Genomic DNA, 26946 nt, shown 5'->3' on the forward strand with positions numbered 1-26946 from the left:
CTAAATATTTGCTAAATAATTTTATAATTTATTGAAATTATATAATTTCAAGAAAAAATATGCAGATATGAAAAAAATTACATTAGCACTTATTGTCCTCTTAATGGGTTGGCAAATAAGTGCACAAGTGAGTTCGTATGCGTTTAGCCAGTCGGCAGGAACGTATAACGCAATAACAGGCGGAACGGTTCTAGGTGTGACCACTAACGACGACACTTCGTTTCCTGCAATACCCATTGGCTTTAGTTTCGTTTTCAATGGAGTGTCGCACACGCAAATTGGAATTCAATCCAACGGTTGGATATCTTTAAGTGGAGGTACCATGACTAATAGTTGGAATCCTTTGTCAACTGGTGCGATGAATAACATCATTGCTGCATTTGCAGGCGATTTGCAAGGGAATACCGTAGGTGGTGAATTAAGTTACCAGTTATCTGGTGCGACACCCAACCAAGTGTTAACCGTGCAATGGAAAGATTATAGACATTTCGCCTCTACAGGTGATATTTATAATTTCCAAATTAAATTGTATGAAACGACCAACGTTATTGAAATGATTTATGGCTCGTTTACTCAAAATGCAACCAATAGAACCAGAGAAGTAGGCTTGAGAGGTGCATCCAATGCTGCTTTTGCCAACAGAACCACCACCACGAATTGGTCGGCGACAACTGCGGGTTCAACAAATAATGCTAATTGTACATTAACAACTGCCATTACACCTAGTTCTGGTTTAACATTCACTTGGTCCCCACCTACTTGTCCGGGTTCAACAGGCTTAACTACTACAAACATTACCACTACATCGGCAACTATTACATGGACAGAATCTTCTTCTATTCCTGCGAATGGTTATGAGTACATTGTTTCAAGTTCGGCTACCACTCCAATAGGAGCGGGAACAGCTAATACAACGAATACAGCTGCTGTTACAAGTTTGACTCAAAACACGAATTATTTTGTTTTTGTTCGTTCTATTTGCGGATCAGACATTGGAACTTGGGTTCTAGTAGGAGGTTTCAGAACACTTTGTGACGATGTCACTTCATTTTTTCAAAACTTTGATTCCCCCGGTCAGTCAACAGTTTTCAACGGCCCACTACCAGATTGTTGGACGAAAGGCATAGTTGGAACACCTTCTTTAAATGTGACCACAGGAAGTGTGGCTCCAATGTCTCCTGCGAACCGATTGATTATGACCGCATCGGCTGCGGGTACTATACCCTCAGAGGCTTATGCTATTTTGCCTCCAGTGTCTAATCTGCAAGCAAATACTCACAGACTTCGGTTTAAAGGATTTGCTACGATTGCCAATAGAACCGTAAGTGTGGGGTATATGACTGATGTCAGCAATACAGCATCTTTTGTTGAATTACAACAACTTACGTTACCTGGTACAACAGCGGCAGCAGCTCTTGAGTTTATTGTAGTTCCCGGTGCATTACCTGCAGGGGTGAAACATTTAGCTATTCGAAATAATGGATTTTTTGGAACGCCCCTAGGCTCAACTACTGCTTCTTTTGACGATTTCAGCTGGGAAGCGATTCCAACATGTATTGAGCCATCGAATTTAACCGCTTCTGCAATAACAAATACAACTGCTGTTTTAGGTTGGACAGAGGCAAGTACTGCAACAGCTTGGGAAATACAATATGGTGCTCCTGGATTTGCTCTTGGAACTGGTACGATTGTTCCTGCACCAACCAATCCATTCATTCTAACGGCGTTGACCCCTAATACCAATTATACGTATTATGTACGTGCCGTATGTTCGCCAACAGACTCAAGTTTCTGGATAGGTCCGCTCGCATTCAAAACACAGTGTGACGATGTCACTTCATTTTTTCAGAACTTTGAAGCTCCAGGACAATCAACTGCTTTCAACGGTCCGCTGCCGGATTGTTGGACTAAAGGTCAGGTTGGAACGCCTACTTTTTACGTTGTTGCGGGAAGTGCTCTACCAATGTCGCCACCCAATAGAATGATCATGACAGTATCAAGCACAACAACCCCTCCGCAACAGGCCTATGCAATATTACCGTCAGTTTCTAATTTAAATGCAGGAACGCATAGACTTCGATTAAAAGCTTTTGCAACACAACCCAATCGATTTTTAGAATTGGGTTACATGACGGATCCTTCCAATTTGAGTACTTTCGTATTTTTGACTGATTTTCAGATTCCTGGAAATGTTGTAGCGAATACCCAACAATTTATTTATGTACCTTCAACAACAGCTATTCCCGCAGGTGTTAAACACTTAGCAATTTTAAATCCAGGATTCCCCGGAGGAGCGTCTAGTATTAGTATTGACGATGTAAGTTGGGAAGTGATTCCAACGTGTGCAGAGCCAACGGGTGTTGCTATGGTTAGCGTTGTAGCTACATCGGCTACTGTAAACTGGACTGCTGCTTCACCGGCACCAGCTGAAGGATATGAGTACTTTGTTTCTACGTCATCTACCGCTCCAACGTCGGCAACTGTTGCTACAGGTTCAGTAGGTGCAGGAATTACGACTGCTGCTTTAACAGCGTTAAATCCAACGACTCAATATTTTGTTTGGGTCCGTTCGGTTTGTTCTGCTTCAGATAAGAGTGCTTGGACAACCATCGTAACGTTTACCACACCATGTGCGACTTTTACTCCGGCATATCTTGAGCCTTTTACATCCTGGCTACCATTTCCTGTGAATACGCCTGCTTGCTGGGAACGCTATGCAACAGGCGATCAGCTTACCGGTCCAACAGGTGCTGTTAATTCAGGTTCTTGGAATCAAGATGGTTATTTGAATGTTGGAAGTACAGGTGCAGCAAGAATTAATATTTGGACAACGTCAGTGAGAGGGTGGTTGGTTTCTCCTGTTTTCAATTTAGCTGGCGGAGGCTATCAGGTGAAGTATAAAGTGGGAGTCACACAGTGGAATGGAACTGGTCCTATTACTTCAGGTCCGGTTGCTACTATGGGAACGGATGACTTTGTTTATGTTTTGATGTCTACCGATGGTGGAACAACATGGACTAACTTAACCACTTATAATGCTGCTAATACGCCTTCACATGTAGGTGCTACAGCTACTTTTAATATACCAACTGTTACTTCTAATACAGTGAGGTTTGCATTTTATGCAACCAGCGGTACAGTTTCTGAAGGTCAGGATTATGATTTCTTCATCGATGATTTCGAAGTTCTTAGTATTCCTTTGACAGCTCCAATATGTTCAACAAACGTGACAGCTGTTCCAAACGCCAACTGTGGTAACGAAGCAACAAACATTTCATGGAATGCTTCTGCCGGTGCAGATGGTTACAAATTAACTATTGGCACAACCGTGGGTGGTTCAGAAGTGTTGAACAACCTTGTAGTAGGTGGTTTAACGTATTCATTTGTTGCAAACGCAAACACTACCTACTACTACAAAGTGGTACCATTCAATGCTAATGGCGACGCAACAGGTTGTGCTGAACAATCATTTAGTACGGCAGTTACTGGTTGTGCTTGTACGCCTATTTACACAAGTGGGGTTTCGTCAAGTGACTACCTATCAAATTTGGTGGTTACAGGAACTACATTGTCAAATAATTCTGGAACCAGTACTACGGCTCCATCCTATACATTATTTGTAGGTCAGCCCAACTATACCGCTACGTTTGTGGAAGGAACAACCTATACATTTCAAGTAACCACAGGATTTGGAAATCAAGGTTTCGCTGTTTGGGTTGATTTAGATAATGATTTAACATTTGAACCCTCAGAAAAAATTGCTACAACAGAAACAGTTATCAGCGGAACAACGGGCTCGTTTACATTTACATTAATGTGTGATCCACCAGCCGGACAGTACAGAATGCGTGTTCGTATGGTTTACAATACAAACGGACCTTTAATTGACCCCTGTGCAAGTTATATTTGGGGTGAAACGGAAGATTATGATGTTACCCTTGTTCCTCTTGATCCTCCAACAGGTGATGCGGTGCAAACAGTTACCGCTGCTACTGCTGCCGAAGCCACAATTGAAGATTTAGTAGTTACTGCAACAGCTCTAAGATGGTTTGCAACTCAGGCAGATGCTTTAGCAAATGCTAATGAATTACCTGCTGGTACATTGATTACAGATGGAACGACTTATTATGCAGCAAGTTCGGAAGGCATTTGTTGTAGTTTGCCGTTAGCTGTAACTGCAAATGTTACCTTGAGCGTTGGTGGTTTTGACAACGCTAATTTCAAATACTATCCTAACCCGGTAACAGATGTCTTAACGGTATCTTATAGCAATGTAATTTCGGATGTTGTTGTTTACAACCTATTAGGTCAACAAATGTTAACTTCTAAACCAAATGCTACACAAACGCAGGTGGATTTGTCAAGTTTAACCGCGGGTACTTATATGGTGAAAGTAACTTCAGATGAAGTATCTAAAACTATTAAAGTGGTTAAAAACTAAGTTGTATACTTCTTAATAATTAGAAACCGCTTGAGCAATCAGGCGGTTTTTTTTTACTTCTGACCATCGAAGCGTTCCAAATTATTCGAGGGTTATTGAAAAATAGAGCAACTTTATTTGTTTTTTAATAGTGTTAAAAACTATATATTTGTGCAAGCGAATAAGCGACAGTTGCAGTACGTTAAATGAATGGATAGAACTAAAACAAAAATTTAAAGTCGGATGATAGAGCCTCATTTTGAACTTCCATTTTTTACCAATTTGTTAATTTTATTGGTAACAGCAAAAATATTTGGCGAAGTATTTGAACGATTTAAACAACCGTCAATGATTGGAGAAATCATTGCAGGAATTATTTTGGGACCAAGCTTGCTGGGACTTATTCATCGAACAGAAGACATAAAAGTTATTTCAGAATTAGGAATTTTTCTTTTAGTAATCATCGCAGGACTTGAAATTAATATTGACGACATACTCAAATCTTTAAAAGGGCGAAATATTATTATTTCAATCATGGCTTTTTTTATTCCTATATTTGGTGGTATTGCGGTAGGTTATTTTTTTGAACAAGACATCATGACCACCGTTTTTATTGGTTTGTGTGTGGCAATTACAGCACTGCCTGTAAGTATCAGAATTTTGATGGATTTAGGTAAAATAAATTCTGAAGTTGGACAAAAAATAATTTCCATTGCAATCTTTGATGATGTTTTAGCACTGTCTATTTTGGGAGTTCTCTTGAATATTAAAGATACCGATATGTCCGCAGCCTCTGTGGTAAAAGCAGGTTCAATTTCTTTAATCAAGCTAGCCATTTTTATCGGACTTTTAAGTGTTGTATATTTGCTCATTAAAAAAGTATTGCGAAAAGGCGATTATATTCAACAGTCGCTAGACAAATTGGTTGGTTTTTTAAAAGGGAAAGAACCCTTGTTTGCTCTGTTTTTTGTTTTTGTTTTGTTGTTTTCAACGTTCACAGAAAGTTTAGGTCTTCATTTTATTGTCGGTGCATTTTTTGCTTCAATGCTTATAAGTGATTCCTTAATTGGCAAGGAAAATTTAAAAGCGATAGAAACAACGACCAATAATATGGCTATGGGTTTTTTAGCACCGGTATTTTTTGCGGGTATTGGTTTAGAATTTAATTTTTTATCTATTGACAATATAGCCTTATTACTAGCAGTAATTGCGGTTTCTTATTTGTCCAAAATTGCGGGTGGTTTTATCGGTGGAACACTCGCCGGACTTCCCAAAAATGTTTCCTTGACACTTGGAGTAGGACTTAACGCAAGAGGAATAATGGAACTTGTCATTGCCAACATTGCCTACAAAAATGGTTTGATAAATACCGAAGTTTTTTCAATCTTAGTCATTATGGGCGTCTTAACAACGTTGACTACGCCGTTACTTTTGAAAAAAGCATTTGAAAGATTGAGTTAAATTAACCTTCGAAGGTTCCACCTCTAACCCTAGAAGATTTCCAAACTCGAAAAGTAAGTTGATAGCAGCAGATGTTTCTTGGCTAAACCGGGTGAAGTATTCTATTTATTTGTTTTTTGCAACAGCCTTGCATTTGAAAAGAGTAAAACTTAATTGGGAATCACATTTTTGCCATTATTCAATTTCAAATTTTGTGCTAATCATCACTAAGCAAAGTGATTAAATATAACATAAATGTCATTATTTAAAAATATATTGTACATTTATGCTGTTTGTTAAAAAATTTCAGTTATTTAATTATTTTAATATGGTTAAACGAATAATGTTTGCTTTAACGGTGTTTATAGCAATAGGTTGTCAAAAAAAGACACAAATAGCTACAGAAAATGAATCAGTTGATTCTTTAGTAGTACAGCAAGCAAAGCAAGCTTTTATTTATTCACTTCCATTAGCATTGATGGATATTACATCAAAGAAATTAACTAATGTTGAGTCCAACGCGTCGGGTAACGGTGCACCATTTAACCAATTTACAATAGCCACTAAATTTCCGGACGCAAAATTCAGAGATGTTGTTCGACCTAATGCAGATACTTTTTATAATACTGCTTTTTTAGAATTGACAGCCGAACCTATGGTATTACACTTGCCTGCAACGAATAAACGCTATTATCTCATGCCAATGTTAAATGCGTGGTCAGATGTTTTTAATGCACCCGGAAGCCGAACCACCGGCAATAGCGAAGGTGACTTTCTTATTACAGGTCCCTTTTGGAAGGGTGTTGTTCCTAAAGGAATGATACACATTCCTTCACCCACTAATCTAGTATGGATATTAGGTAGAATTCAAGTAAATGGTCCTTCTGATGTTCAAGAAGTGGTGAAACTTGAGAAACAAGTGACACTAACTCCCTTAAGTAAATTTTATAGCATTTATCCTCTTCCAAAAGGAATCATTGATACGTCTATTGATAAGCGTTCTCCCAATGAGATTGTTGCTGCAATGGATTTAGAGAAATATTTTAATTATGTAAATAAGTTAATGGTTGCTAATCCTCCTTTAAAACAAGATTCGCTTTTTATAAAGCAAATGGTAAAGATAGGTGTTGGTCCCGGAGCTGATTTTAATATGAATAATTATAATAAAAATACAAAAGCGGCACTTAGTTCGATACCTACAGAAGTAATCAAACAATTGTCGGAACAATTGAATCTTTCACCTAAAAAATTAATAAATGGGTGGAACATGAATTTAAATCCAAAAATGGGTAATTACGGTACAGATTATCTATTTAGAGCAATTGTTGCCTTTCAAGGTCTTGGTGCAAACTTGATTGAAGATGCTGTATATCCCAGTTGTGTTGTAGATAGTGAAGGAAATCCGTTAAATGGTGAAAACAACTATATCATGCATTTTAATAAAAATGAAACACCACCGGTGCAAGCATTTTGGTCGTTAAGTATGTACAACAATGAAGGGTATTTTGTAGAAAACGTTTTGAATAGACATGCTATTGGAGACCGAAATAATTTGAAAGTAAACGCTGATGGATCAATTGATATTTACATTCAGAAAAATTCACCGGGTAAAGACAAAGAATCCAACTGGCTTCCCACCCCTGCGGGAGATTTTAATTTGCTTATGCGAGCTTATTGGCCAAAAGAACCATTGCTAAATGGTAGTTGGACTCCACCGGCGGTAAAAAATAGTAAAAGTAAAAACTAGTAATAATTAAATCTGAAACTAATGAAACTAAAATTTTTTAAATTAATTTTTTTACTAACCATTTTTTCTGTCACCAATATCGCTTCGGCTCAAGCAGATGGTCCAAGATCATATTTGTTGATTCCTAAAGGCGTTACTTCTTTAAATGTTAAATGGATGGGTTTGGAGCAAAATGTTAACAGTACCGGTAGTATTCTGATACCAGGAGCAAAGTTTACTATTGATCTTTTTCCAGTTACCGCTTTCCACACATTCTCTATAAAAGGTAGATTTGCGCAAGTATCATTTATGGCAAATCCCGGCGAAATTAGTGGCTCTGCCAAAAATGTTCCACCGGTTATTCCGCTTCCAATGAACCGAATTAAAGCCGACGGTTTTTCAGACGGTTTTGTTGGCTTTAAGCTAGGCCTATTTGGTGCCCCCGCACTTGGTGTTGAAGAATATTTAAAAAAACCGATGAAATTCTCTTTATTTACTGATTTGCGTTTGTGGTATTCAGGCTCGTATGACCCAGAAAAGGTTATCAATCTTGGAACAAACCGATTAACATATCAAATTGGGTTCCCTATGGCAATTCCTTTAAATGATAATTTAGAAAGGCAAACTTGGTTAGAGGTTAATCCTTCATTATCATTGTTTGGTGCTAATAATGATCCTGCTCTTGGAACAAATGCAGACAAAATTGAGCAAAATGCTTTGTTTAGTGTTGAATCACATCTATCACATAATTTTACCAAAAAATTCTGGGTTTTCGGAAATGCACTCTACAAACAAGGTGGACAAACGATTTCAGACGGTGAGAAAAATGATAATAATGGGAGCCGGAGTTGGCTATCAAATAATGCCATTCATTGGCCTGTATTGTGATTATGGAGGAGTAGTTGTTGGTGGTAGCAATGATGTTGAATCTCAAATGTTTAGAGTTTCTTTAAATTTTTCCTACGTCAAATTGAAAAAACAATAGATTATCTTTATTCTTGCTAAATGGCTCACTTTACAGATAAATCTGCTTCTTTAGGTGGAATTGTAAATAGGGCTTTGATTGAATGAATGCTTTAGGTTTTGAGGCGAACAAATGACATTCGCTTAGTACCCATTTACTAAAGATAATAAATGCAGTTGGTTTTTTAAGAAAACCGCAATAGGATTTAAACTCTAGTAGGGGTCTAGTTTCAAAAGAAAAATAGTTGCTTAAAATTAAGTTAGACAGTCAATTGAAAAGAATAAAAACAAATAAACAATAATTTCCAAAAACGAATCCTAAGTTTTAAGCCACGTGTAATGCGTGGCTTTTTTAGTTTAAAATGTATCTTTGTTAAAAATAGATACCGATGTTGTTTTCATTGATTATTCCCGTTTATAACCGTCCGGATGAAATAAACGAATTGTTGGAAAGTTTGACTGCTCAAGATTTCGGACAGCCATTTGAAGTGGTTGTTGTGGAAGACGGATCAACAATAAGTTGTGAGCATCTAGTGGAAACTTTTAAAGACAAACTAACTATTGCCTATTTTTTCAAAACAAATTCAGGTCCGGGTGATTCTCGTAACTTCGGAATGAAACAAGCCAACGGTGATTATTTTCTAATTTTTGATTCCGATTGTATTATTCCAAAAAACTATTTAACAGCTGTTTCAAAAGCACTTGAAAAAGAGTTTGTTGATTGCTTTGGAGGCCCCGATCAAGCATTGGATAGTTTTTCAGACATTCAAAAAGCGATTAATTTTGCGATGACTTCTTTTTTAACTACGGGAGGAATCAGAGGCGGCTCCGAAAAGTTGAACCGTTTTCAACCGCGTAGTTTCAACATGGGAATTTCCAAAAAAGCGTTTAAAGCATCCAATGGTTTTGGAACGATTCATCCGGGCGAAGATCCCGACTTATCGATTCGCTTATGGAACTTGGGTTTCCAAACAAAATTGATACCTGAAGCTTACGTGTACCATAAACGCAGAATCGATTGGACAAAATTTTATACACAAGTCAATAAATTTGGCAAAGCACGTCCGATTTTAAATAGCTGGTATCCGGAACATGCAAAGCTGACTTTCTTTTTGCCAACATTATTTATTTTAGGCGTGGATGTTGCGATTATTGCTCTTTTGTTCGGCGTTTATTTTCCAATCGTATTCTATTTAGACTATTTTATCGTACTATTTTTTACTTCATTATTTAGTAACAAAAGCTTAAAAATTGCGTCTCTTACTATAGTAGCTGTGTGTATTCAGTTTTACGGCTATGGCATTGGTTTCTTAAAATCGTTCGTTTTGATTCAGTTACTCAAAAAAGATCCAACAGTTGTGTTTCCTGAATTGTTTTTTAAAAAGTAATATATGACTAAAATTATTGGTTTAACCGGTGGAATAGGTAGCGGGAAAACAACCATTGCTCGCTACATCGAATCAAAGGGAATACCCGTATATATTGCAGACATCGAAGCCAAGAAAGTAATGGAACAGCCAAAAATATTTAATGCTTTACAAACTGCCTTTGGTACAGATATTGTGTCGAATGATGCTGTCAATCGAACCAAACTTTCTAAAATTGTTTTTAATAACCCTGAAAAATTAGCAGTACTTAATAGTATTGTTCATCCTGCAGTAAAAGAGCATTTTAAAGATTGGTTGAACGTTCATCAAGCAAGTCCGTATGTGTTGAAAGAAACGGCTATTTTATTTGAAACGGGCGGAAATAGTGATTGTTACAAAACAATTTCGGTAGTTGCTCCTGTAGAGAAAAGAATTGAACGTGTTGTGAAAAGAGATTCCCTAACAAAAGAGCAAGTGAAGGAACGAATGAACAATCAATGGAGTGATGAGCAGCGAATGAAAGCTAGCGATTTTGTTATTGTTAATGATGAAATTGAAGTTGCTAAAAAACAGGTGGACGAAATTCTTAATTTATTGAAAATTCAATAAATTATTACCCTTTTGTTAATGTTTGGTTAATGTATCAACATGTCAAATGTTAAAATGTTAAATTTGTATTGATGAATAAGTTGTTGTTTAGATTATTGGTTGTTTTAATGAGTATCTCTTTGATAGGGATTATTTTAGTTCAAGTATATTGGTTTAATACCTCGTTTCAAAACAATCAAGAACAATTTAAGTTTCATGTGAAACAAGTCATTGGAAATGTTGCAGATAAATTAAAGCAGCAAGAAATCATGACTTTTGTAGACAGAATTAATCAATACAAAGACAGTACCGGTTCCGACAAACTTGATACTGATTTTTTGGAGTTTGGTTACATTCAAAGAAATTCACAAACCAACGAAACAATTATTTATTCAAACAATATCATTTTTGATGATTTTAATTTTTCAACGTTCTTTGATAGAAATACAGATAGTTTAAAGTTAAAAGGAATTACTTCCAAAAGAAAAACGGAAGTGTATAATAACGGAATTGATAACGCAAGTCTGCAGAGAAAACCTGTTCCTGATATAAAAATTGAAAATTCAGGCAGAATGGAAATTCTCAATAAAATGCAGTATGAAATATCAGTGAATGATATTGCACAACGCTATCCTATTGAACATCGAATTTCGAATGCCAAGCTGAATGAGTTATTGAAACGTGAATTAACGGAATATGGTGTCAATACACCTTTTGAATTTGGAATTTACAGCAACGGTTTAGCAACAAAAGTTAAATCAGAACATTTCAAATTCGATAAAGAAAACACCTACAGTATTCCTGTTTTTGCAGATAATGAAGGTACAAGCAAGTTTCAGCTAATGTTGAGTTTTCCTGAGAAGAAGAAATTTTTATTTTCAAATTTAATAGGAATTACACTATTATCATTAGTTTTTACGTTAATTATAATTATCGCTTATACCAGTGCTTTGGGTCAATTAATTAGACAACGTCAAATTTCTGAAATTAAAACCGATTTCATTAATAACATGACGCATGAGTTTAAAACACCCATTGCAACCATTAATTTGGCCTTGGATGCCATTAAGAATCCGAAAGTGATTGACGACCCTGAAAAGGTCAAGCGATATTTGCAAATGATTCGCGATGAGAATAAACGAATGCATGCCCAAGTTGAAAACGTTCTGCGGATTTCCAAATTAGAAAAGAAAGAGTTGGAAATTAATAAAGAACCAGCTGATATTAATGAAATTATTGGCGATGCCATTGAGCATGTAAGCCTAATTATTGAAAGTAGAGAAGGGGAGATTAACACGCATTTCAATGCAGCTCGAACGACAGCTTTGGTAAATGATGTGCATTTTATCAATGTTTTGGTTAACATTTTGGACAATGCAATTAAGTATTCACCCAACAAGCCGATCATCGATGTGTATACTGAAAATGTAAAGGACTTATTAATTATAAAAATAAAAGATCAAGGAGCCGGAATGAGTAAAGTGGCTCAAAAGAGAATATTTGAAAAATTTTATCGCGAACACACGGGAGATATTCACAATGTAAAAGGACACGGACTAGGTTTAGCCTACGTAAAAAGAATTGTAGAAGAACATAATGGTCAGGTTTTTGTAGAAAGTGAAAAAGGAAAAGGAAGCACTTTCATTATTAAAATACCTGTTATAAATTAATTACAACTAATAAATATAGATACCACTAAAAAATAATTACCTATGGAAATGGAAAACAAAAAAATTCTTTTAGTTGAAGATGATCCGAATTTCGGAGCAATATTAAAAGATTACTTGATGCTAAATGACTTTGAGGTTACATTAGCTAAAAATGGAATGGAAGGATTTGAAAAATTTAAAAAAGACAATTTCGATTTGTGTATTTTAGATGTCATGATGCCTTATAAAGATGGTTATACGCTTGCTAAGGAAATCAGAGAAAAAAATAAAGAGATTCCTTTGATTTTTTTAACAGCGAAGTCAATGAAGGAGGATGTATTAAAAGGCTATAAAGTGGGAGCCGACGATTATTTGAACAAACCTTTTGACTCGGAAGTGTTATTGATGAAAATCAAAGCAATCATGCAACGCAAACAGTCTGAAAGTAAAACGGATAACACCAAATTTGAATTTACAATCGGAAGATTTCATTTAAATTCGAAGTTACGATTCTTAACTTTCGGCGAATTGGAACCAATTAAATTATCACCTAAAGAAAATGAATTATTGAAAATGTTGGCTTTACATGAAAATGATTTAATGCCACGTGAATTAGCTCTGACAAAAATTTGGAGAGACGATAATTATTTTACTTCCAGAAGTATGGACGTGTATATTGCCAAATTGCGTAAATATTTGAAATTGGATGAAGATGTAGAAATACTAAATATTCACGGAGAAGGTTTCCGTTTGGTTATCAAAAATAAAGTAGCGTAACTGCACTAAAAAGTCTCAGAAATGAGACTTTTTTTGTTTTATGAATATTCGATGGCCAATGCAAAACATTTTACATCATTCTTAATCACAAAAAGTTGATTCGGATCTTCTTCAAAAGTAGCTTGAATTTTAATAGCATCCCCCCAATGCAGCTCTTTTAAAAAGTTCATGTCAAAAGCTTTAATGCTATTTTTATAAATGGTTTTCGGTGGCAAGCAATCCAAACACCATTCTAAATATTTCACATTATTGGCATGATTGACAATGTCTAAATCAGACAATAGAACCACTTTGTTTTTTAAAAACGTAGTTGCTACATGCAAGTTGATTTTTGAAAAAGATTTTTCGGTGGGGACATTTTTAGGATACACTTCAAAGTGTTCAAAAGGCAAGGCCAAAGTTTCCGGTTTTCGCAATTCGGTATTTAAAACAACCCAATAGGTAAGTGAGCTGACCATTTTTTTATCTCCTACATACAATTCTAAAGCTCTCACCGAACGCGAACCCTGCATATCCACAATCCAAGTTTTTACTGTGACACAGTCTCGCCATTTGGGCAATTCAGTTACTTCCACTCGCATTCTACTCAAAACCCAAGCTTGGTTGTGAACTTGCATATCCGTAAAGCTCAAACCGCCCATTTCTGCATGAAAGCCGGCAGTTAGTTGCAAAATGTTGCACAATTCGGTATGTTTCAATTGTCCGTTTGGATAACATTGAATGAAATTAATTTCCCAGTTGGAGGAATAAATGGATGTGAAACGGGGTGAAATTGGCATTGGCTTAAACTTTATTTATTTAAATTCCTTATTGTGTAGTCAATTATTTCTTCTACATCCGATTCGTAATCAAACCACTTCACATATTCCGTCCGCTTAAACCAAGTCAGTTGCCGTTTAGCAAAACGACGTGTATTTTTTTTGATTTCTTCAATGGCAAACTCTAAGTTTGTTTTGCCATCCAAATAATCAAATAGTTCTCGATAGCCAACGGTTTGTAAGGCATTCAAATTTTTGTTGGGATGTAAATTTTTCACTTCTTCCAACAATCCGTCCTGCATCATGAGGTCGACTCTTCGATTGATCCGTTCGTACATTATTTCCCGATTGGCTTCCAATCCGATGATAATAGGTGTGAAATTTCGTGTACTTTTCTTCTGATTTAAAAAAGAAGAATAGGGTTTTCCGGTTCCCATACAAACTTCTACAAATCGCATCATACGTTGCGGATTTTGTAATGTCTGCGGATTCTCAGAACTAATTTTATTGTAATAAATGGGATCTAATTCTTGTAGTTTATTCTGCAGATAAATGATTCCTTCTTCGTCATAATTGTTTCTGATTTTCAAACGGACAGAAGGTTCAATATCCGGGAAATCATCAAAACCTCGCAAAACGGCATCCACATATAATCCCGAACCGCCCACCATGATTTGGATGTTGTTTTTCTGAAATAGTTCGTCCAATTTTAAAAGAGCTTCCCGTTCAAAATCACCTACGGAATAGTTTTCGAAAACCGATTTGTTTTGAATAAAATAATGTGGTGCAGCTTTCAATTCTTCCACAGAAGGAACAGCGGTGCCAATTTTCATCTCTTTGAAAAACTGCCTACTGTCGCAGGAAATAATGTCGCAGCCAAAATGTTTGGACAAAGTAATACTCAAAGCCGTTTTTCCTATGGCAGTTGGACCAACAATTGTAATCAGGTAATTAGTTTTCATCTAATGACTGTCCGCAGTTCTGACAATATTTTGCATCGGATAAGTGTGTTTCCGAACCACATTCAAAACAATGTAATTTGTTTGGCAGAGGCATTTTGGGAGTTGTGTTTTTAGCTAATTCAGCAGTTACAATTCCTGTAGGAACTGCAATAATTCCATAACCCATAATCATTACTAGTGAAGCAATGAATTGACCCAGCGGTGTGATTGGTGAAATATCACCATAACCCACAGTAGTTAAAGTAACAATGCACCAATAAATACTGGTGGGAATACTAGTAAATCCTGCTTCTTTGCCTTCTACCACATACATAATAGAGCCAATAACAATACAACTAATCAATACGAAATACATGAATACAAGTATTTTTCCTCTGCTGGCTACAATCGATTCTCTTAAATGCACCGATTGTCCGGAAAATTGCGGGTGATTGAGGATTTTGAAAAGTCGGAGTAATCGCAGAGCTCTTATTGTTGTAAAAATACTTGTACCGGCAAAGAAAAAAGAAAGGTACATAGGTAATGTTGCAATCAAATCAATAATTCCGTAAAAACTTAAAATATATTTAAGCGGTTTATTGATTGTGATAATTCTTAAAATATATTCAATGGTAAAAAATATAGTAATGACCCATTCCAAAAAAACCAATTGCTCATGATACTTCACATCAATTCCTTCAACGGTTTCTAGCATTACCAATAAAACACTCAAAAGTATAATTCCCAATAAAATCAGGTCGAATAATCTTCCGGCAACAGTATTTGTCCCATATATGATGATATGAGTTTTTTGTCTGAAAATTTCCCAAGATGATTTTACTGAATTCATGAGTATTTGATCAACTTTAGTGCTAATATAAAACTAAAATTTTACAATTTTCATTACTTTGTGTTTTCTTAAATAGGCTTGAATGATATTTCGGGTATCCCGATTATTTTGCATGTGAATGATAATGTTGTTGAGCACATCTGTATTGGTAATTTGATAGTTCAAATCGTAAAAACAGTAACCTTTGTAAATACCGCCTTCAATTAATACCGCCGAACGTTCTTGGAGGCTTCTACCGCGGTCGATAATTACCATATTTTCGTTGTCAAATAAGTTAGTTTCAATAAATTCCTGCACTCGTTCATTGTATTCTTCCGGCGAAATTACTCCTACGCAAGCTCCGTCACATTCTTTTATTTTGTATTTAAAACAGGCATTTTTTGTATCGTACAAACCATTGATTTTTTGGCAAAGATTGAACTGGTCGGTGAACTTAAATAATGCATTTTTTCCTTCTTGAATGGAGCTAAAGGAGGTAATTTCTTTTTTGCGACCATCCGCTTTTTGAAGTTTTAATGCCAAATAGCCGTTTTCATCTTTTTGTGCATACAAGGCCCACTGGAAAATGGTTTTGCGTTGAGCTCGATTGTAAATGGGTTTGTTGATTTTAATTTCTTCACTTTCTTTCAATAAAGCAATTAGTTCACTTCCGGTTTCTTCAAATGTTATCGCAAAAACTTCTAATTGAATTTTTTTGCATTTACGCGAAGTACCTGTAAAATGTTGATTGACCCTCTTTTTAATGTTTTTACTTTTTCCGATGTAAATTAAATTACCTTTTTCATTATGAATGTAATAAATCCCAGTTTTGGAAGGCAAATTTTCAACAATGTCTAATAATTTCGGTGACATACCCGATTTAATTTCGGTTTTCACCATGCTTTTGACAATTTCTTTTTCAATATCTTGAGCCAAAAGCATTTTGAATAATTTCACTGTTGCCATCGCATCGCCACTTGCTCGATGTCGGTCGGCCATCGGAATTCCCAGTGTACGAACCAATTTTCCTAAACTATATGATTCATGTCCGGGTAATAATTTTTTTGATAATTCAACTGTGCAAAGTGTTTGTTTATGAAATCGAAATCCCAATCTTCTAAATTCAGTTTGCAAAATTCGATAATCAAAAGAAGCATTGTGAGCTACAACAATACAACCTTCGGTCATTTCAATAATACGCTTAGCTACTTCATAGAATTTAGGTGCCGACCGCAACATGGCATTGTTGATGCCCGTTAATTTCACCACAAAAGGCTGAATGGGCTTTTCAGGATTCACCAAACTAATGAATTGATCAATCACCTCATGACCATCAAATTTATAAATGGCTATTTCGGTTATTCCTTCTTCGTTGTATTGACCTCCGGTGGTTTCTATGTCTAAAATTGCGTACATTTTCAATGGCAATGTCAAAAATCAATTGCAATATCAAAAATCAATTTCAAAATTTATATTCAATAACAATATTAAAAGTCAATTAAAATTGAATTTTATGATAAATATTGCAATTGCAATTGAGTTTGATTTTTGAAATTGACATTGTAATTGTTATTGAATTATTTTTTATTAATTATCATTTTTGATGAAATAGCAATTAACTCTTCAACTTCTTTTAAAAGTAAAATTCGGGTAATTTCATCGCCTTCTTTAATGTAGTTCAATATTTTTAAAGAGTTTCTTGATTCTTTTAATTCTTTAACTACTAATGTTAACTTAAAAATGAAGTCTTTATCACTAATTGTTCCCTGAGCTTCTCCAAAATTTAGTGAAGAACTTCCTGAAGATCTAATTAGTTGATTTTTATAATATTCATTTTCAAATGATTTATTCAAATTTCTTGTAAAAAAATACATTCACCAGCAAAACGAACAAATCGATCTTCAAAGTTGAATATTTTCTCCGTAAAAATATTGTTTTCTTCCATTTAAATTTATTGATTGATTTTTGATATTGAACTTGATTTTTGATATTGAAATTATCTGCTGCCAAAGATACTACTTCCAATCCGAACCATGTTACTACCACATTCGATGGCGAGTTGGTAATCGCCACTCATGCCCATGGATAACGTTGTCAGATGGCAGTTGTCAGTTTTCATTTGACTGTGTTTATCAAAAATAGCTTTTAAATGTAAAAACTCTCTTTTTATTTGTGTTTGATCATCAGTAAATGTCGCCATTCCCATCAGACCGACAATTTTGATATTTGCAAACTGGTCTTTGTCACACTGAACTTGTTTCAGCATCTCTTCTAATTCATTTTTATCCAAACCAAATTTCGTTTCTTCTTCGGCAATGTGAATTTGCAACAAACAATCTACTTTCTTACGCCATTTTGCAGCCAATCGATTGATTTCTACTAGCAGTTTCAAACTATCCACACCGTGAATTAAATGCACATAGGGAATCATATATTTCACCTTATTCGATTGCACATGACCAATCATGTGCCATTGAATATCTTTTGGCATTTGTTGCCATTTTTCGGTCATTTCTTGGATTTTGTTTTCGCCAAAAATACGTTGACCGGCGTTGTAGGCTTCCATCAAATCAGCAACCGGTTTGGTTTTCGAAACGGCTACTAAAGTTACGTGTGGCGGAAGAGCGGATTTTATCTTTGCTAAATTATTTGCTATTGACATTTTATTGCTTTTATTAGAACACAGATTTAAGAAATTTTAAAAATTAGAAAAGCACTTATATAAATGATGCTTTACTTAAACTGTGATTTTTATTTGCATATATAGTTATACTTATAAAATCAATCACAGGTGGGATATCTACTGGCATTTTAAATATTTGTGTGATTTCTCCTTTGTCGAAATGACAAAGAATGCGTTTGCTTTTTTTCTCTAAATTCTATCTTCTAAACTTCCATCTTCCATCTTCCATCTTCCATCTTCCATCTTTTCACAATTCATACACCATCAAACCACTTCTAAACTTTGGTTCAATATAGGTACTTTTCGGAGGCATAATCAAATTGTTATCTGCCAAAGCCTTTATCTCAGAAATGTCTGAAGGATAAAGCATAAAACCGACTTCAAATTCGCCTTCATCAATCAATTCCTTGAGTGTTAAAATCGATTGCTTTCCGGGAATGTATTCAATACGTTCGTCGTTACGCAAATCGTCAATTCCAAGCAGCGGTTGCAAAACTTTGTTGTATAAAATTTGAGCATCTAAGTTTTCTAAAATAGTTGGATTTTTAGTTTCTTGCTTGTAAAAAAGTGCGTAAAAATTACCATCTAAATACATGCCAAATTCAAACTTACTTTGTGGCTTCCACAATTCTTGTTCTTTGTTTTTAATGATGAAATGTTCTTCTAATTTCAATAAGAAATCAATTGTTTCATACCCGTTTAAATCACGAATAATTCGATTGAATTCGAAAATTTTGACATTACTTTCAGCAATTAAAAAACTCATGAAATAGTTCAAGTTTTCGTTGCCCAAATGCTTGTCTTGGTCATATAATAATTCAGCTGAAGCCGAACGATGATGACCGTCGGCAATGTATAATTCTGGAATCAATTCAAATTGTTTTTGCAACCACTGAATTTCTTCGGCACTTTCAATTTTCCAAAGCTGGTGCTTTTCTTTATTGGTTGTGGAATAATTGTAGATGGGCTGACTTTTTTTCTTTTCTTCAATCCATTGATTAATCGATGGATTATCCGGATAGGTAATCAAAACAGGTTCGGTATTAAAACCGGTTTGATGCAAATAATCTTTGAATAATTCCACCCGATATTGCAAGGTATCTTCGTGTTTTTTAATCACATTGTTTTTGTAATCTTCAATGGATGTTCCCGCAACAATTCCGGTAAATACATTGGTTTTAGTTTGAATTTCATACAGAAAGAAAACGGGTTGATCTTCTTCTATAAAAATTCCGTCAGCCTTAAAATCTTGGTATTTATGAGCTACACCTTTAAAACGTTTATCCAACGTGATTTTTTGCGAATGCACATAAGCCGGATGAATCACATGTAAAAATGAGTATGGATTAAAATTCAGCCACGAAGCCAGTTCGGTCTGACTGTAATCGTCATAATTTCTACAAGTAACCAAAGCGACTTTGTCCGGTGTGGGACGAACGGCTTTAAAGGGGATTATTTTGCTCATGATATAGTTTGCAGTCTCAGTCTCAGGTTGCAGTTTCAATCTGCGACTAAAAACTGCGAATGTTTACTTTAAAAATTGTTTTGAAACTTTCTCCGACTTTTTACTTTCCGAATAATCGTAAAAACCTTCACCGGATTTCACCCCTAATTTTCCTGCCATTACCATATTCACTAAAAGTGGACAAGGGGCATATTTTGGATTTTTGAAACCGTCGTACATCACATTCAAGATGGAAAGACAAACATCTAAGCCAATAAAATCAGCCAATTGCAAAGGTCCCATTGGGTGAGCCATTCCTAATTTCATCACCGTGTCAATTTCTTGAACTCCAGCAACTCCGTTATACAATGTTTCAATGGATTCATTAATCATCGGCATTAAAATTCGATTAGCCACAAAACCAGGATAGTCGTTTACTTCTGTAGGTATTTTGCCTAATTTGACTGATAAATCCATGATGATATTGGTCACTTCATCTGAAGTATTATACCCACGAATAATTTCAACCAATTTCATAATCGGCACCGGGTTCATAAAATGCATACCAATTACTCGTTCCGGATGAACCACTTGAGCTGCAATTTGTGTGATGGATATGGATGAAGTATTCGTTGCCAAAATCACATTGTGATCACAAACATCACTTAGTTGTTTAAAAATTGTCATTTTTAAGCCTACATTTTCAGTGGCCGCTTCCACAACTAAATCACAACCTACAACTCCGTCATTAATGTCGGTATAAGTTATAATGTTTGAAATGGTTTGGTGTTTGTCATCTTCAGAAATAGTGCCTTTTGCTACCATTCTATCCAAGTTGGAAGCAATAGTTGCGATACCTTTTTCTAACGATTTTTCAAATTTATCAATTAATTTTACTTTAAATCCGCTTTGAGCAAAGGTGTGAGCAATTCCGTTACCCATGGTTCCTGCTCCGATTACTGCGATTGTTTTCATTATGTATTTTTAGTTTGTTTTTGTTTCAAGTTTCAAGTTTCAGGTTTCGCAACAACTTGAAACCTGAAACTTGAAACAAATTATTTCCCCATAGAATCAATAATCATATATGCCACTCGCAACGCCTCTGTTCCATCTTCCAACGTCACAACTGGAGTTGTGTTATTGTTAATCGCATTCGCAAAAGTTTCCAATTCATCTAAAATAGCGTTGTTCAAAGAAACTTCAGGATTATCAAAATAAATTTGTTTTTTGATTCCTTCCGCATTTTGTAAAATCATGTCAAAATCACCTGGGACTTCCGGTGCGTCTTTCATTTTTACCACTTCACACACTTTGTCTAAATAATCGACAGAGATGTAAGCGTCTTTTTGAAAGAAGCGAGATTTTCGCATATTTTTCATCGAAATTCGGCTCGAAGTGATATTGGCAACACAGCCATTTTCAAATTCAATTCGTGCATTGGCAATATCTGGCGACTGACTCAAAACAGAAACACCACTGGCGTGAACGGCCTTTACTTTTGATTTCACCACACTTAAAATAGCATCAATATCGTGAATCATTAAATCTAAAACCACGGGAACATCTGTGCCTCTCGGATTAAACTCCGCCAAACGATGGGTTTCTATAAACATCGGATTGTGAATTTGGTTTTTCACTGCTATAAATGCCGGATTGAATCGTTCCACATGTCCTACCTGACCTTTAATATGATGTTCTTTTGCTAAAGCAATGATTTCTTCAGCTTCCTCAACAGTTGTGGCAATCGGTTTTTCTACAAAAACATGTTTGCCAGATTTGATGGATACTTTAGCACATTTGTAATGGGAAAGGGTAGGAGTAACAATGTCAATGACATCTACAGCATGAATTAATTTGGCAATAGTGTCAAAACGCTTATAACCAAACTCGGCGGCTATTTTTTCGGCATATTCTGCGTTTTCATCATAAAAGCCAACTAATTCATATTTTTCAGATTGATTTAATAATCGTAAGTGTATTTTTCCAAGGTGTCCGGCACCTAAAACGCCAATTTTTAGCATAAAAGTAAATTTTATCAAAAATAGTAATATTAAAAGAAATTACAATCCTTAAAATTCCAAAATCCAATATATTTCCCAACAGTTTACTCGTCTGCATCAATTTTGGAATTTGGAATTTTAGAATTTGGAATTTGATCTTTTTAGGTATATTTTTACCCAAACAAACTGTACTCCCAAATTGAAAGATACATCAAAACATCAAGGACTCCGAAATCAGTTAGTCAAACTTTTGGAAGAAAAAGGCATAACTGATAAAAATGTGTTGGAAGCAATCAATAAAATTCCAAGACATATGTTTTTAGATTCTGGTTTTGAACAATACGCCTATCAAGATAAAGCTTTTCCGATTGGAGCCGGACAAACCATTTCTCAACCTTATACAGTAGCTTTTCAATCACAATTATTAGAGGTAAAAAAGGAACACAAAATACTTGAAATCGGCACGGGTTCAGGCTATCAAACAGCAGTTTTATGTAGAATGGGAGCGAAAGTTTTTTCGGTAGAAAGACAATTGGAGCTGTTTAAAAAAACTTCTCGTTTTTTACCCACTTTGGGCTTAAACCCGAAAAAATTTGTTTTTGGAGATGGCTACAAAGGCTTGCCGGAAGATGCACCTTTTGATAGCATCATTGTAACAGCTGGTGCTCCATTTATACCCAATCCATTAATGGCACAGTTGAAAATAGGAGGAAGGCTAGTTATTCCGTTAGGAGATAAAAATCAAGTAATGACCTTGTTGGTAAGAGCATCTGAAACAAAATTTGTCAAACAAGAATTCGGCGAGTTTCGATTTGTACCACTTTTAGAGGATAAAAATTAGTCAATATTTTATATTTTTGAATTAAATTAATCAGCTATGCTAAGAAAATTAATTTTTTTATTATTACCTCTGGTTGCACAAGCCCAAGGTTATACAAGTTTTTTTACCGGTAATACCGCAAATATTAACACTGTACCTACTTTTGGCGTTTGTTTGATGGGAGGAGCAACCGAAAATGACGAAGCCATGAAATGGTTGTTGCAAAGAGCCAATGGGGGTGATGTGGTAGTAATTAGAAGTACTGGCGGAAACGGCTACAACAATTATTTTTATTCACAATTAGGGATTACTGTGAATTCAGTAGAAACATTAGTAATTACCTCAGTTGCTGGTGCTACACATCCTTATGTTATGGATAAAGTTGCCAATGCCGAATTGATTTGGTTTGCAGGTGGAGATCAATCCAACTATGTTAATTATTTTAAAAATAACGCGTTGGAAGATGCACTCAATTATCATGTCAATGTGAAAAATGCTCCTATTGGAGGCACGAGTGCAGGCATGGCTATTTTAGGATCCCATTATTACAGTGCGATGTTTAGTTCGGTAACTTCAAGTCAGGCACTTAGTAATCCGTACAATACAAATGTTACCTTGGGAAGTAATGATTTTTTAAATATTCCTTTTTTACAAAATGTTATTACAGATACGCACTATGATAATCCGGACAGAAGAGGTCGCCATACTGCTTTTTTGGCACGAATAGCAAAAGATGAAAACATCAGAAGCTTTGGAATTGCTTCCAATGAATATGTGTCCGTTTGTATAGCAGCTGATGGAAAAGCGTATGTGTATGGTGCATTTCCACAATATCAGGAATTTGCTTATTTTTTACAAGCCAATTGTGCGACTCCTTTTGTTCCTGAAACATGTATTTCCGGAAGTCCGTTAACTTGGAATAACAACGGACAAGCAGTTAAAGTGTATAAAGTACCCGGTACCATGACAGGTACCAATTTTTTAGATTTATCAGATTGGACAACCGGCGTGGGTGGTTCTTGGGAAAATTGGTCAGTTGTGAATGGAACAGTAAATTTTGCTACAGGAACTCCAAATACTTGTATTCTTTCATTAGATGATTTACCAATTGAAAATGTTCAAATATCTCCTGTTCCTTTTAAAGATTCTTTAATTATTCGAGGACTTCAAAATTCCTTGGTAACACTTTTCGATTTTCAAGGCAGACAAGTTTTGAAACAAAAAGTTGGACCAAATGAAATAATTAATACGTCAAATTTACCGGCAGGAATGTATGCCGCTAAAATTGAAGTGGATGATAGAGTAGTATTTAAAAAGATTCTGAAAAATTAATAGAAAACCTGCCTTGCAGCAGGTTTTTATTGTCCAATTATTGAAATATAACGCTCTAAACTTTCTTTTTCATTTTGAGCAATGAAGAGTAAAAAATCTTCTTTATTACTCTTAGTTTGAGCGGTTTCTAAAGCTTGATAATAGCTCATTCTATTGTCATAATCACCTTTGATATTGGCAATTACAAAACCATGCTGTAATAAAATTAAATTCATTACCAAGCGAGAAGTTCTACCATTACCATCAATAAATGGATGAATGGTCACTAATCTTTCATGCATTTCTGCCGCTAAAATCACCGGATGCAACTTGCTTTTTTGACTTTCATACCACATAAAATAGTCTTCCATTTCTTTAGGGACTAAATAGGGTTGTGGAGGCATGTGACTACTTCCTTTAATCATTACTTGCACTCTGCGATATCTTCCGGCGTCTTCCGGAATGATCCCGCGAAGAATTAAATTATGAATGGATAATAATTCTCGCTCATTAAACGAAAAACCTCTTTCCATCAATTGCTTGATGTAACCAATTGCTTCTTGGTGATTGATTGCCTCTAAATGTTCCCGCATACTTTTGCCAGAAACGGTTAATCCCTCATTAATTACTAAATCTGTTTCTCGTAAAGTCAAGGTGTTTCCTTCAATCCGATTGCTTTCAAAAGTGTATTCTAACTCAAGAGCTTGTGCTATTCTAAAACTGTCATTTGCTCTTTTTTGGTCGAGAATTTTCTTCAAAACGTCAATCTCGTTCAAAATAGTTTTCAGTGAAGTTGACAGTTCACTTCGTTTGAAATTGACAGTGTATTTAATTTGTTCTTCTGCTACTTGTAACGCCTTTAAAGCGTATTCATCCGTTCCAATCTCGTAGAGAATTTTCTCTTTAAGCCAAGCAATCAGCAATGTTTCATAATCGATTTCTAACAACGTTGCCAATTTAGAAATTTGTTCTTTGGTTGGTTTTCTGGTTCCACTTTCAAATTTACTAATCAAAGCCTGATCGATCCCAAGAAGTTGAGCCACTTCACGAGTTTTTAAATTCTTAGTCTCTCTTGCAGTTTTTAATAAATCTTTCATCGCTTTGAATTGTCATGACAAATTTAGTCATAATTTTTGAATTATTACACTTCTGTCAAAAAAAAAGTCAACAGATTATTACCGTTAATCTGTTGACTGTTACTACTGTTTAATGCGTTTGCTATTTTTTAGGTTTCGAAGGCAAAGAGCCGTCTTTTCTCATTTGTTCAGCAATCTCTTCAATAATAAAACCGGCGGTTTCATTGATATGTCCTTCCACATTGGATGATTTTGTTGTGCCTGACCAAATTAACTTATTTTCTTTCAATGAAAATACATTTGTTTCAATGAAATAATAGGTGTTTTGAACATAGTATCCAGGGTCATAAAAATAGGGAGAATAATTGCCATACCAACCGCCAAACATTCCACCATAATAGTTGTTATATCCGTAAGCTCCATAATATAAGGATGTATTCATTCCCGGCACATAATCAGTCTCTGTTTTGGTGTCAACTAAACGAAGCGTAACTACTCCTTCAAAATTTTCAAGTTGTAAAAGCTTTCCAATCATTTCCGGAGTCATATCTTTATTTCCTTGGTGTAAAAAATTATAGGAAGTTTTGAATCCGGGATTAAATTCATGAAATTTAGTTTCAACTATTCTGCGTGTAACATCATTTTTTAGAATAGCAACAACTAAAACTTTTTTAAATTGTTCGTTTGCGACTGTAGTTTCGGGATCTCTCCAGCTTTGAACAATGGTTGTATTACTGCTGCTACAACTTAATAAGAATGCAAAAGCTATGATTCCAATAATTTTTTTCATAGAGGATAAAGTTGACTTAAAAAATATTTTTAGATTTTAATAGGTTGTAAATATATTATTATTATAAAAATAAATGTTAAAATCAGAATGATTTTTTAACACGATCGATGTCCCTTTTGGTATCTCTTTCCTTGATGGATTCGCGTTTATCGTAATTTTTCTTTCCTTTACATAAGGCGATTTCAAGTTTAGCCAGTCCTTTTTCGTTGGTATATAATCGAAGCGGAACAATCGTCAATCCTTTGTTTTGGACACTTTTTTCTAGACTTTTCAGTTCTTTTTTGTTTAATAGAAGTTTGCGTTCGCTTTTAGCTTTGTGGTTGTAGTGATTGCCATACAAATATTCTTCAATGGTAGAATTGATGACAAAAAGTTCGCTGTTATGAAATTCGCAAAAGCTTTCAGCAATGGACGCTTTGCCTAATCTAATAGATTTTATTTCTGTACCTGTTAATACAATTCCTGCATCAAATTTTTCGATGATTTCATAATCAAAACGAGCTCTTTTATTGAGTATGTTGATTGTTTTTAGCATAGGAAGGCAAATATACTAACTATTTTCAAAGTTGATCGGTAGTACGTGCATCTTAAGTTAATCGTTGATGAACTTTAAATCATGAGTGATCACATCATCTGCAACAGTAAGTGTATATAGACTTCCAAATTCATTTTCTGGAATCATTTGGTACATTTCTTTTCCTAAATAACTATTGATTAGTGCAGGAATAGTATTACTGTGTCCAACGATCAAAATGGTTTTTCCCTTATTTAATGCCACTAGTTCATTTAATGCAAAGTCGTTGTGATTATAATAGTGAATTCCTTTTTTCTGCGAATCTGCAATCATCGAACAGGTAGTGGCCGTTCTTTTTGTATTTGTTGAATAAAAAAGATCAATGGGAAGGTCTTCAAAAAAATCAGCCCATTTTTGAGTTCTGGCGATGCCCTTTTCTGATAGCTCAGGGTCTTGAGATGAAGTTTCTTTTTCGCAGTGTCTGATCAGATATATGGTAGTTATAGAATCTGATTGTGACCAAATTCCCGAAGAAAGTAGTAAGCAAATGGAAAGATACAGTAATCGCATACAATATTTTTTTAGGGTAAATATACCGTAAAAAAGTTTACAATTCTTTTTGATTATTTTTTGGTATATACTATTCAAACACTTACTTTTGCCAACACTTTTCGGGATGTAGAGCAGCCTGGTAGCTTACTAGCATGGGGTGCTAGGGGTCGCTGGTTCGAATCCAGTCATCCCGACAAGACAAATCCTTTGAGCTTTGCTCAAGGGATTTTTTATATACAAATTTGCCAAGCTCGCTTGAGCAAATTTGTATATAAAAAATCCCAAAACTTTTGCAAAA

At 35.2% G+C, this 26946-nt stretch carries 23 protein-coding genes and 1 tRNA gene; 11 read left to right on the forward strand and 13 right to left on the reverse strand.

Annotated features, from left to right (window positions below):
* Nucleotides 1-67: 67 nt before the first annotated feature.
* From ACIQ2S_RS00315 to ACIQ2S_RS00350, 8 genes are all read left to right on the forward strand, one after another.
* Nucleotides 68-4441 (forward strand): fibronectin type III domain-containing protein, encoded by a 4374-nt coding sequence (locus ACIQ2S_RS00315; RefSeq protein ID WP_396171996.1) that lies wholly within the window; start codon nucleotides 68-70, stop codon nucleotides 4439-4441.
* Nucleotides 4442-4663: 222 nt separating this feature from the next.
* Nucleotides 4664-5881, forward strand: coding sequence for a cation:proton antiporter (locus ACIQ2S_RS00320; RefSeq protein ID WP_396171998.1), 1218 nt, complete (start codon nucleotides 4664-4666; stop codon nucleotides 5879-5881).
* 307 nt (nucleotides 5882-6188) lie between these two features.
* The gene (locus tag ACIQ2S_RS00325; RefSeq protein WP_396172000.1) at nucleotides 6189-7607 is read left to right on the forward strand and encodes a DUF1254 domain-containing protein; all 1419 of its coding nucleotides are present in this window, start codon (nucleotides 6189-6191) and stop codon (nucleotides 7605-7607) included.
* A 21-nt stretch (nucleotides 7608-7628) separates the two neighbouring features.
* Nucleotides 7629-8474 (forward strand): transporter, encoded by an 846-nt coding sequence (locus tag ACIQ2S_RS00330; protein WP_396172002.1) that lies wholly within the window; start codon nucleotides 7629-7631, stop codon nucleotides 8472-8474.
* Nucleotides 8475-8938: 464 nt separating this feature from the next.
* Complete coding sequence (locus ACIQ2S_RS00335; protein ID WP_396172004.1) at nucleotides 8939-9937, forward strand: glycosyltransferase; 999 nt, start codon at nucleotides 8939-8941, stop codon at nucleotides 9935-9937.
* A 3-nt stretch (nucleotides 9938-9940) separates the two neighbouring features.
* Complete coding sequence (gene coaE, locus ACIQ2S_RS00340) at nucleotides 9941-10525, forward strand: dephospho-CoA kinase (RefSeq protein ID WP_396172006.1); 585 nt, start codon at nucleotides 9941-9943, stop codon at nucleotides 10523-10525.
* Between the two features lie 71 nt (nucleotides 10526-10596).
* Nucleotides 10597-12174, forward strand: coding sequence for a sensor histidine kinase (locus ACIQ2S_RS00345; RefSeq protein ID WP_396172008.1), 1578 nt, complete (start codon nucleotides 10597-10599; stop codon nucleotides 12172-12174).
* Between the two features lie 42 nt (nucleotides 12175-12216).
* The gene (locus ACIQ2S_RS00350) at nucleotides 12217-12930 is read left to right on the forward strand and encodes a response regulator transcription factor (RefSeq protein ID WP_396172011.1); all 714 of its coding nucleotides are present in this window, start codon (nucleotides 12217-12219) and stop codon (nucleotides 12928-12930) included.
* A gap of 38 nt (nucleotides 12931-12968) precedes the next feature.
* On the opposite strand, the gene ACIQ2S_RS00355 is transcribed toward ACIQ2S_RS00350, so the two are convergent.
* The 9 genes from ACIQ2S_RS00355 to ACIQ2S_RS00395 all read right to left on the reverse strand — a co-directional run bounded on the left by ACIQ2S_RS00355 (nucleotide 12969) and on the right by ACIQ2S_RS00395 (nucleotide 21606).
* Nucleotides 12969-13709: an acyl-[acyl-carrier-protein] thioesterase gene (locus tag ACIQ2S_RS00355; RefSeq protein ID WP_396172014.1), complete on the reverse strand. Its 741-nt coding sequence runs from the start codon at nucleotides 13707-13709 to the stop codon at nucleotides 12969-12971.
* Nucleotides 13710-13720: 11 nt separating this feature from the next.
* On the reverse strand, nucleotides 13721-14650 hold the full coding sequence (gene miaA, locus ACIQ2S_RS00360) for a tRNA (adenosine(37)-N6)-dimethylallyltransferase MiaA (protein WP_396172016.1): 930 nt from the start codon (nucleotides 14648-14650) through the stop codon (nucleotides 13721-13723).
* The gene (locus tag ACIQ2S_RS00365) at nucleotides 14640-15479 is read right to left on the reverse strand and encodes an ion transporter (RefSeq protein ID WP_396172019.1); all 840 of its coding nucleotides are present in this window, start codon (nucleotides 15477-15479) and stop codon (nucleotides 14640-14642) included. The genes miaA and ACIQ2S_RS00365 overlap by 11 nt, the downstream gene beginning before the upstream one ends.
* A gap of 33 nt (nucleotides 15480-15512) precedes the next feature.
* The gene (locus tag ACIQ2S_RS00370; protein WP_396172021.1) at nucleotides 15513-16874 is read right to left on the reverse strand and encodes an exonuclease domain-containing protein; all 1362 of its coding nucleotides are present in this window, start codon (nucleotides 16872-16874) and stop codon (nucleotides 15513-15515) included.
* A 161-nt stretch (nucleotides 16875-17035) separates the two neighbouring features.
* Nucleotides 17036-17311, reverse strand: a complete 276-nt coding sequence (locus ACIQ2S_RS00375; RefSeq protein WP_396172025.1) for a four helix bundle protein — start codon at nucleotides 17309-17311, stop codon at nucleotides 17036-17038.
* A gap of 143 nt (nucleotides 17312-17454) precedes the next feature.
* Nucleotides 17455-18120 (reverse strand): YggS family pyridoxal phosphate-dependent enzyme, encoded by a 666-nt coding sequence (locus ACIQ2S_RS00380; RefSeq protein WP_396172027.1) that lies wholly within the window; start codon nucleotides 18118-18120, stop codon nucleotides 17455-17457.
* 268 nt (nucleotides 18121-18388) lie between these two features.
* The gene (locus ACIQ2S_RS00385; RefSeq protein ID WP_396172029.1) at nucleotides 18389-19606 is read right to left on the reverse strand and encodes a DUF1015 domain-containing protein; all 1218 of its coding nucleotides are present in this window, start codon (nucleotides 19604-19606) and stop codon (nucleotides 18389-18391) included.
* 63 nt (nucleotides 19607-19669) lie between these two features.
* Nucleotides 19670-20560, reverse strand: coding sequence for a 3-hydroxyacyl-CoA dehydrogenase family protein (locus ACIQ2S_RS00390; protein ID WP_396172032.1), 891 nt, complete (start codon nucleotides 20558-20560; stop codon nucleotides 19670-19672).
* A gap of 80 nt (nucleotides 20561-20640) precedes the next feature.
* Nucleotides 20641-21606 carry a Gfo/Idh/MocA family protein gene (locus ACIQ2S_RS00395; RefSeq protein WP_396172035.1) on the reverse strand — a complete coding sequence of 322 codons (966 nt, stop codon included), beginning with the start codon at nucleotides 21604-21606 and terminating at the stop codon, nucleotides 20641-20643.
* Nucleotides 21607-21784: 178 nt separating this feature from the next.
* On the opposite strand from ACIQ2S_RS00395, the gene ACIQ2S_RS00400 reads away from it, so the two are divergent.
* Both ACIQ2S_RS00400 and ACIQ2S_RS00405 read left to right on the forward strand, forming a co-directional pair.
* The gene (locus ACIQ2S_RS00400; RefSeq protein ID WP_396172037.1) at nucleotides 21785-22426 is read left to right on the forward strand and encodes a protein-L-isoaspartate(D-aspartate) O-methyltransferase; all 642 of its coding nucleotides are present in this window, start codon (nucleotides 21785-21787) and stop codon (nucleotides 22424-22426) included.
* A gap of 36 nt (nucleotides 22427-22462) precedes the next feature.
* Nucleotides 22463-23737 carry a T9SS type A sorting domain-containing protein gene (locus ACIQ2S_RS00405; RefSeq protein WP_396172040.1) on the forward strand — a complete coding sequence of 425 codons (1275 nt, stop codon included), beginning with the start codon at nucleotides 22463-22465 and terminating at the stop codon, nucleotides 23735-23737.
* 26 nt (nucleotides 23738-23763) lie between these two features.
* Here ACIQ2S_RS00405 and ACIQ2S_RS00410 read toward each other — a convergent pair whose 3' ends face one another.
* The 4 genes from ACIQ2S_RS00410 to ACIQ2S_RS00425 form a co-directional block, all read right to left on the reverse strand.
* The gene (locus ACIQ2S_RS00410; protein WP_396172043.1) at nucleotides 23764-24813 is read right to left on the reverse strand and encodes a Fic family protein; all 1050 of its coding nucleotides are present in this window, start codon (nucleotides 24811-24813) and stop codon (nucleotides 23764-23766) included.
* 121 nt (nucleotides 24814-24934) lie between these two features.
* Nucleotides 24935-25582 (reverse strand): hypothetical protein, encoded by a 648-nt coding sequence (locus ACIQ2S_RS00415; RefSeq protein ID WP_396172045.1) that lies wholly within the window; start codon nucleotides 25580-25582, stop codon nucleotides 24935-24937.
* A gap of 82 nt (nucleotides 25583-25664) precedes the next feature.
* Nucleotides 25665-26117, reverse strand: coding sequence for an SsrA-binding protein SmpB (gene smpB, locus ACIQ2S_RS00420; protein WP_396172049.1), 453 nt, complete (start codon nucleotides 26115-26117; stop codon nucleotides 25665-25667).
* A gap of 57 nt (nucleotides 26118-26174) precedes the next feature.
* Nucleotides 26175-26666: a phosphoglycerate mutase family protein gene (locus ACIQ2S_RS00425; protein WP_396172051.1), complete on the reverse strand. Its 492-nt coding sequence runs from the start codon at nucleotides 26664-26666 to the stop codon at nucleotides 26175-26177.
* A 102-nt stretch (nucleotides 26667-26768) separates the two neighbouring features.
* On the opposite strand from ACIQ2S_RS00425, the gene ACIQ2S_RS00430 reads away from it, so the two are divergent.
* Nucleotides 26769-26842, forward strand: a tRNA-Pro gene (locus ACIQ2S_RS00430).
* The last annotated feature ends 104 nt before the right edge of the window (nucleotides 26843-26946 follow it).

The sequence above is a fragment of the Flavobacterium sp. genome, assembly GCF_044371705.1.
GTDB lineage: Bacteria > Bacteroidota > Bacteroidia > Flavobacteriales > Flavobacteriaceae > Flavobacterium.